The sequence below is a fragment of the Bullifex sp. genome, assembly GCF_034103065.1.
Lineage (GTDB): Bacteria > Spirochaetota > Spirochaetia > Sphaerochaetales > Sphaerochaetaceae > Bullifex.
In genome coordinates this window covers 1-7319 of the sequence record NZ_JAXEGN010000145.1, presented here as the reverse complement: position 1 = coordinate 7319, position 7319 = coordinate 1, and the positions used below count along the sequence as shown (strand labels likewise).

Annotated in this window: 7 protein-coding genes; all 7 read right to left on the bottom strand. The window is 31.6% G+C overall.

Features of this window, described 5'->3' with window-relative positions; all coding sequences use genetic code 11:
* Nucleotides 1-301 (bottom strand): tetratricopeptide repeat protein (locus tag SOY52_RS05750; protein ID WP_320848017.1); only part of this gene is annotated, 301 nt, incomplete at its 3' end.
* Entirely contained in the window at nucleotides 298-1107 is an 810-nt protein-coding gene (locus tag SOY52_RS05745) for an ABC transporter permease (protein WP_320848016.1), read from the bottom strand. The genes SOY52_RS05745 and SOY52_RS05750, both read right to left, overlap by 4 nt.
* Nucleotides 1100-2050, bottom strand: coding sequence for an ABC transporter permease (locus tag SOY52_RS05740; protein ID WP_320848015.1), 951 nt, complete (start codon nucleotides 2048-2050; stop codon nucleotides 1100-1102). The genes SOY52_RS05745 and SOY52_RS05740 overlap by 8 nt, the downstream gene beginning before the upstream one ends.
* 6 nt (nucleotides 2051-2056) lie before the next feature.
* A complete protein-coding gene (locus tag SOY52_RS05735) occupies nucleotides 2057-3664 on the bottom strand; it encodes an ABC transporter substrate-binding protein (protein WP_320848014.1) in 1608 nt (535 codons plus the stop codon).
* A complete protein-coding gene (locus SOY52_RS05730) occupies nucleotides 3661-4329 on the bottom strand; it encodes an ABC transporter ATP-binding protein (protein ID WP_320848013.1) in 669 nt (222 codons plus the stop codon). The genes SOY52_RS05735 and SOY52_RS05730 overlap by 4 nt, the downstream gene beginning before the upstream one ends.
* Nucleotides 4322-5215 carry an ABC transporter ATP-binding protein gene (locus SOY52_RS05725; protein WP_320848012.1) on the bottom strand — a complete coding sequence of 298 codons (894 nt, stop codon included), beginning with the start codon at nucleotides 5213-5215 and terminating at the stop codon, nucleotides 4322-4324. The genes SOY52_RS05730 and SOY52_RS05725 overlap by 8 nt, the downstream gene beginning before the upstream one ends.
* A gap of 113 nt (nucleotides 5216-5328) precedes the next feature.
* The coding region (locus SOY52_RS05720) for a response regulator (RefSeq protein WP_320848011.1) at nucleotides 5329-7319 on the bottom strand (1991 nt) is incomplete at its 5' end.

Sequence of the window (7319 nt, the reverse complement as noted above, 5' to 3'; positions counted from 1 at the left end):
ATAAAAAATCATCAAGACTTTCTTTAACACATAGCGTTGTCATATTTCTAATTGCTCTAAGACGTAATGTAGCTAAATCATTTGGGTCCTTTGAAAGTACTTCATTAAAGATTACTAAAGCTTCTTTATATCTAAGCTGCTTAACTAAGCACTTAGCATAGTTAATTAAATTATCTTTACTTCTTTCTTGATTTAAACTTGAAAAAGCATCCTCCGTCTCAATATCATTTGGGGTGTTATCAACTATATCACCTAATTGAGAATGTGGAGATGAATGTATAAGTGAAAATACTCTTTTCATGTGGTTTCCTTTATTTCTTCGTGCTTTAGTTCAATTGCTAAGCTTACCATATAAAACGATAGTGTTAAGAGCATTATCATTACTCCAGGTGATAACAAATAACAATAATGATGGCGTAAAAATGCTCCATTTTTATATGCAAGATTTACCATGGTTCCCCAGGTAGGGTTGTATATATCTCCAAGGCCTAAAAATGATAGTGTAGATTCAAGCATTATCGCACTATTAATTCCAAGCAAAAATCTTGTTAATAATATGTCCTTTAAAGAAGGTATGATATGGAAAATCAAGATATGCATTTTACTAAAGCCTTGTACAGTTAAACTTTCAATAAAACACTCTTTTTTTATCATTCTAACTCTAGCAGAAATTGCTCTTGCACTTGCTGCAAAAGAAAAGATTGAGATTAAAACAATTAATGAAAAACTATTAGTATTAAAGAATGTAGATAAAACTATCATCGTAACTAAGCGAGGTAGTAGCGTCATGGTATCAATAATTGTTATTGAAACTTTACCAATTATATTTTCTTCTAAACATAGATAGCCAAGTAATGTTGCAATAATTAGCGATAAGGTAGAAGCTAATACACCTGTAATTAATGTTTTCCTAGTTGCAAATATCAACTCTGAAAAAACATCATATCCAAGCTTATTAGTCCCTAGGATATGCTCACTTGAGCTTGATAACCAAGGACTATCCATATCCTTTGCACTGTATGGAGCAATTAACTCGGGAAAGGCAGCAGTAATAATAAAAAACATTAAAAGGAGAGCACCAATAATTACTACGAATTTTTTAGTCATGAAGCTTTCTCCTTTGTCTTGGATCTAACAAAAATGAAAGAATATCGACTATGATAATGCTAATAAGCATAGCCAACGAGGTGACAAATAAAATACCATACATTAGAGGGTAATCAAGAGTGTATACTGCTTGAGTTAAGAGTCTTCCCATTCCATTAATTGAGAAAATACTTTCAACTACTACAGACCCAGCAATACCACTACCTATACTTAATCCAACATTTGTTAAAAAGGTTGTTAATAGCTCTGGGAGTATATAAAAATACCTAATTTTGTTATTACCTAATCCTCTCTCTCTTTGATAGAGGATACATCTACTCTTTGCTATTTTTTGAGTCATATTTCTTACAAGCAAGTATCTAGATGGAAGTAAGCCTATAGTAATTGTCGAAATAGGTAAAATTAGATGTCTCACTAAATCTAAAAAGTTACTATTTTTAGTTGAGGCAAGGCCAGAATATGGTAATAGCTTTAGGTCAAAAGCAAAAAATAAAATAAGTAATAAAGAGATCAAAAAGAGTGGAAAGGAATTAATTATTATCATTATTGGAGTTAATACTTTATCTGTTTTAGGTCCTTCAAATCCTGCTTTTAACCCAAAAGAAAGTCCTATAATTGCTGCTATTATTGCAGATGGAAGAACTAAAAGTAGTGTTACTTTTAACCTTTCAAATATAAGTGTAGAAACAGTAGAATTTTTTTGAAAAGAATATCCTAAGGTGCCATCAAAAATACTTTTTAAGTAATATAAAAATTGCTTAAATAGGGACTCGTCCAAATGAAGAGCTTTTTCATAGTACTCAATTTGTACACTAGTAAGCTCCTCATCAAGACCAGTTAAGTAACTGATAGGATTCCCCTTCATCATTCTAGGAAGTAAAAAATTAATTATTATAATTAATACAAAGCAAAATAATGCTCTCTTTACACTTATCTTTGACAAAATAGCTTACTTCCTTTTTAAATTAATGTATGTATTAACATTATTTATTCCAAATAAGCTATCAATAGCATAGCCTTCATATTCTCCAATTGCTACATAGTTATTATTATCGTGATATAGTGCAATTAGTGGTGTATTAGTCTCATAGTACTCTTGAATTTTAGCAGCACTTAGATAATATTCCTCAATAGTTTTAGCACTCTTTAACTCTTTTAATAATTTCTGGAAAGCTTCATCTGATACTTGGCAACCACCTTGAACGTTATGAAATTTATCAACATAGATTGTTGCAATTCCACTACCCATTTCTACTCCCGCACTGGTGAATCCAAACAAAGCCATCTCAAACGAAATATTATTATTACTAAACTTATTACTTGTTTTTGCATTGTATGAAGCACTATCAAGACCATCTAAATTTACTTTAATACCAAATGTTTCAAGCTGTGTTTTAATTAATTCTGCTCCTGCAACTTGAGCAGTTTTATCAAGACGATAGGAAAGTGTTAAAGATAAAACTTCTCCATCCTTTTGATAGTAAGCGCCAACCTTTTCATACCCAGAGTTATGTAGGTGTGTTGCAGCAAGACTAAGATTCTGCTCTAGCTTTTGTGTTTCTATATATCCAAAGGTTGAAGCTGGTACGACTCCCCTATTTGCAATACTTGCACCACTTCCTCCTACGTATTTTCTTATTACTTCGTAGTCTAAGGCGTAGCTAATTGCCTTTCTTATATTTATATCACTAAGTTTTTCAGATGAATTATTAAAACAAAGCACAAGTGGAATACCTTGACCATTAGCACTTAATATTTCTAGATTATTATTTTCTTTTAATACATCTAAATAATTTTCACCAACACCACTATTGTAAATAAATGTAAAATCTAAATCTCCATTGTTAAGAGCCATGTACATCGTATCTTCACTTCCAAAGAGATGAACAACTATTTTCTCAACATTAGGTTTTACTGGATAAAATTTATTTTGAACAAATTCTATTGTTCCTGACAGACCATCGAAGGAAGAAAAAACAAATGGTCCGCAGGTAACTCTTTTATCAGCTATTGTGATATCTCCATCACTATAAAGATGAGAAGGTACAATTCTAAAGCTAGTCATATTAGATAGCTCCCTTATGTTGGCATCACGAAGAACTAAACTAAGTGTCTTCTTATCTTCACTTAAAGTATATCCAATATATTTTGATTCAGTTACCTTACCTTTACTATCAATTTGGTCAATAAAGTTAGCACTTCCATTTTGATCTTCATATATAAGTGTAAAAAGAATATCCTCTGCTGTTACCTCAACACCATCAGACCAGGTGAGTCCTGGAGTAATTTCATAATTCCAAGTTTTTGAATCTTGAGTATCGAATGATGCTACCAATGGACTATATACCCCATTAGTGTCCTTTGAAACTAGCGGTAGATTTGAAAATCCTGAGGTAAGCATATCATAGGCATATTCTCCTACCTCAGCTTTCTCAATTACTGCAGTTGTTCCGATTTCAACAATAAATTTGCCAGTATTCAAATCTTCTTTAGCAGGAGATGAAAAAATTGCTAAATGAAGAGTAAATAACAAAATAGTTAATAACAGCTTTTTCATTTATATTCCTCTATTTTATTTTGTTTAATAGTATATATTTGGTCTGAAAGACACTCTGAAAGCGCCTTATCATGGGTGATTAATAAAATAGAACCTCCTAGTTCATTAATCTTTCTCTTTACAAGTGCAATAACATTTGCCTGCGTTGAGACATCGAGCATACTTGTTGCTTCATCAAGAATTAATACCTTGGGTTTTAGCATTAATGCTTTCATTAATGCTATCCTCTGGGCTTCCCCTCCTGATATTTGTGTTGGTAGATGGTTTAAAATATCTTGATCAATATTTAACGAGGTAGCAAACTCCTTAATGTACTCACTTCTTTGCTCCTTAGTGCAAAGCTTATGGTATTTTATTAACTCGATAATTGATGAAATAAGCTTTTGTTCGCTATCAAAAGAGGAGGTTGGGTTTTGATAAACCATTTGAATCTTTAATCCATTTTTTCTATCGTAATGGTCCTTTGATGAGAGCAATTTACCATCTAAAAATATTTCTCCACTACTTGGGCGTAAGATACCAGTTAGAAGCTTTGCAATAGTACTCTTTCCAGATCCACTAGGGGAATAAAGCGAGGTAATACTTAAGTCCTTAATACTAAATGATGCATTTGAAAATATAAGTTTTTCCTTATATGAAAATGTAAGATTTTTAACTTCAACCATTTATACATCTCCAACTATGATTTACTTTAACTTTTAAAGAAACATTCATACATTCAGAGCACCCTTTTTCACACATTGAATAAAATGGACAACACTTATTTTCGTTTCTAACTACAGGTGTTTCTTTCATGCCATTTTGGCAAAGCGCATTCCCAAGCGCTTTAGTATATTCACATTTTGGAGAGTCTAATACTTCTTTTGCATCCCCACTTTCCATAACAACTCCATCCTTTAGAACGATGATTTTGTCCATCATTTCACAAAGGGAAATATCATGAGTAATAATTATTTTAGCAGCATCAAGGCTTTCGAGAAGCTTGATAAAGGTTCCTCTATTTTCTCTATCGAGTCCATTAGTAGGTTCATCTGCAATTATTACACTTGGATTTGAAGCTAAAGCGAGGGCAATAGTAACCTTTTGAGCCATTCCCCCTGATAACTCAAAGGGATATAAATCTATTACCTTCTCAACTTCACTAAATCCAACTTTAGAAAGTAAAGAGTATGAAGTTATTTCTAATTTATTTTTTTTACAGCCATTTAATTTCAATGAATCATATAGATGCTTTCTAACACTTCGAAGACTTGAAAGAACTTCTAATCCATTTTGAGGTATATAAACTATATCTTTTCCTAAGGCTTTATATATTTCTTTATTTAACAAAGTTCTACCGTCAATAGTCCTTAAGCTCATTTTATAGTCAGCTATGATATTTTTAGGGAGGAGTCCCATAATAGAAAGGGCCGTGATTGTTTTTCCTGATCCAGTTTCCCCTACAAGTGCAAGCTTCTCACCTCTATTGAGAGTGAAGGAAAGATTTTCTATTAATGTTTTTTTGCTATCTTTTAATTTGGCTTTGATAAAAGAAGCATTATAAGAAAACATAATAAGTGCCCACCTTTTATTTTAAAAAGGCCACTTCTGTGACTATTTCTTTCTACAGAAAGAAAAAGAGAAAGATTAATTATAGTGCTACAGCACTTAGTACTAACTTCGTGTTAGCTTAAAAATGACTTAATTATAGTCTTTAGTTTATCAAAATCTATAGGTTTTGCAATATGTTCATTCATACCTGCTTCCTTTGATGCCTTTATATCATCCTCAAAAGCATTTGCAGTCATTGCAATAATTGGAATATCTTTGCTTCCTTCCTTATTAGATAATCTAATTAATTGAGTTGCTTCATACCCATTCATAATTGGCATTTGAATGTCCATAAATATCATATCAAAGGTTCCTACCTTTTCCCTTTCATAGATATCTAATGCTTCTTTACCGTTGGATGCAATTACACACTCAATTCCTATATCCTTTAATAATTCTGTTATAATTTCAGCATTAATTTCATTATCTTCTGCAACTAAGATATTAACACCTTTAATTTCTAATTGACTCTTGTTATCACTTCTTTGCTTATCAACATAATAATTAGCAAGTTGTCTTTGAAGAGCAGAGATAAAGAAAGGCTTTGATAAAAATAGATTTACTCCAAGAGTTCTTGCTTCATCCTCGATTTCAGAAAAATCATATGCAGAAAGAATAATAATTGGAACATTATTTCCAACTTTATTCTTTATTTGCTTTATTGTTTCAAGACCATCCATTTTAGGCATCTTCCAGTCTATAATTAATACATCATAGCTACTACTGTTTTGTACCTTTGAGATAGCTTCAAGCCCACTACTTGCTTCATCTACACTAATATCATTTGATTCAAGCTTACGCTTAACATCACTTAATACATCATTCTCATCATCAACTATTAGTATTTTCGATATGTTATAGCGTTTAAAGAATGAAGAATTTGATTCTCTATCAGATTTTGCAAACTTCAATTCTACAGTAAATACACTTCCCTTACCTTCTTCACTAGAAATTGAAATTGTACCACCCATTAAATCAACGATACTTTTTGTAATAGACATACCAAGACCAGTACCTTGAATTCCAGAGGACAGTACATTGGAATCACGAGTAAATGGGTTAAAGATATTTTTAAGAAACTCTTTACTCATACCAATTCCGTTATCGGAGATGATAAAGCGCATTGTACATGTTTTACTTGTTTGCTGTTTACTTTCAATAACAAATGATATTAAACCATTATTTGGAGTGTACTTAACTGCATTTGAAAGAATGTTGAGTAAAATTTGACTAAGTCGTAACTTATCAGCTAAGAAGTAGTCAGAGAGCTTTCCACGAGTAATTACTTCAAGCTTTTGGTTTTTAGCTCTAGCTTGGACACTAACAATTTCATAGATATTTTCAATTAATTCAGCTAGTTCTACTTCGCTAATATTCAAGGAAGTCTTTCCGCTTTCAATTTTACTCATATCAAGAATATCATTTATTAAGGAAAGAAGATGCTGGGATGAAAATGCAATTTTCTTAGAAATTTCTAATACCTTATCACTATTAGTAGCATTACTTTGTAAAAGTGTTGAATAACCCACGATTGCATTCATAGGTGTTCTGAGATCATGGCTCATATTAGCTAAGAAGTTACTCTTTGCTTCATTTGCATTCTTAGCAAGCTCAAGAGATGAGGATAAAACATCTCTAAGTCTTCTATCTTCACTTCTATCATCAATTACTATTACACATCTATTTAATGAACCAAATTCTGTATGATAAGCAGTGATATCTAGATACTTTTTAGTTCCATCTTTTTTATTGATGTACTCTTGCTGCCAAGTTATTCTTTTACCTCTATTTGCTCTTATTTCCTCAAGTCTTTCACTTTGATGCTCGTTAATATTATCAATATTAGTTAATACATCACTTTCATCTATTCCTAATATCTGTCTGATATTTGGAGTTGCAAATAAAACTTTTTCTAAGTTTTCATCCATTATCACAAAAGCATCATTAACATTTGCGGCTAGGTTTGATAATAGGGAATCACGGAACTGAATTTCAGCCTTCTGATGCTTCTTATTCTCATTGTGTAAATAAAAACTCATTAACAATACAATAACTAATAGTCCAA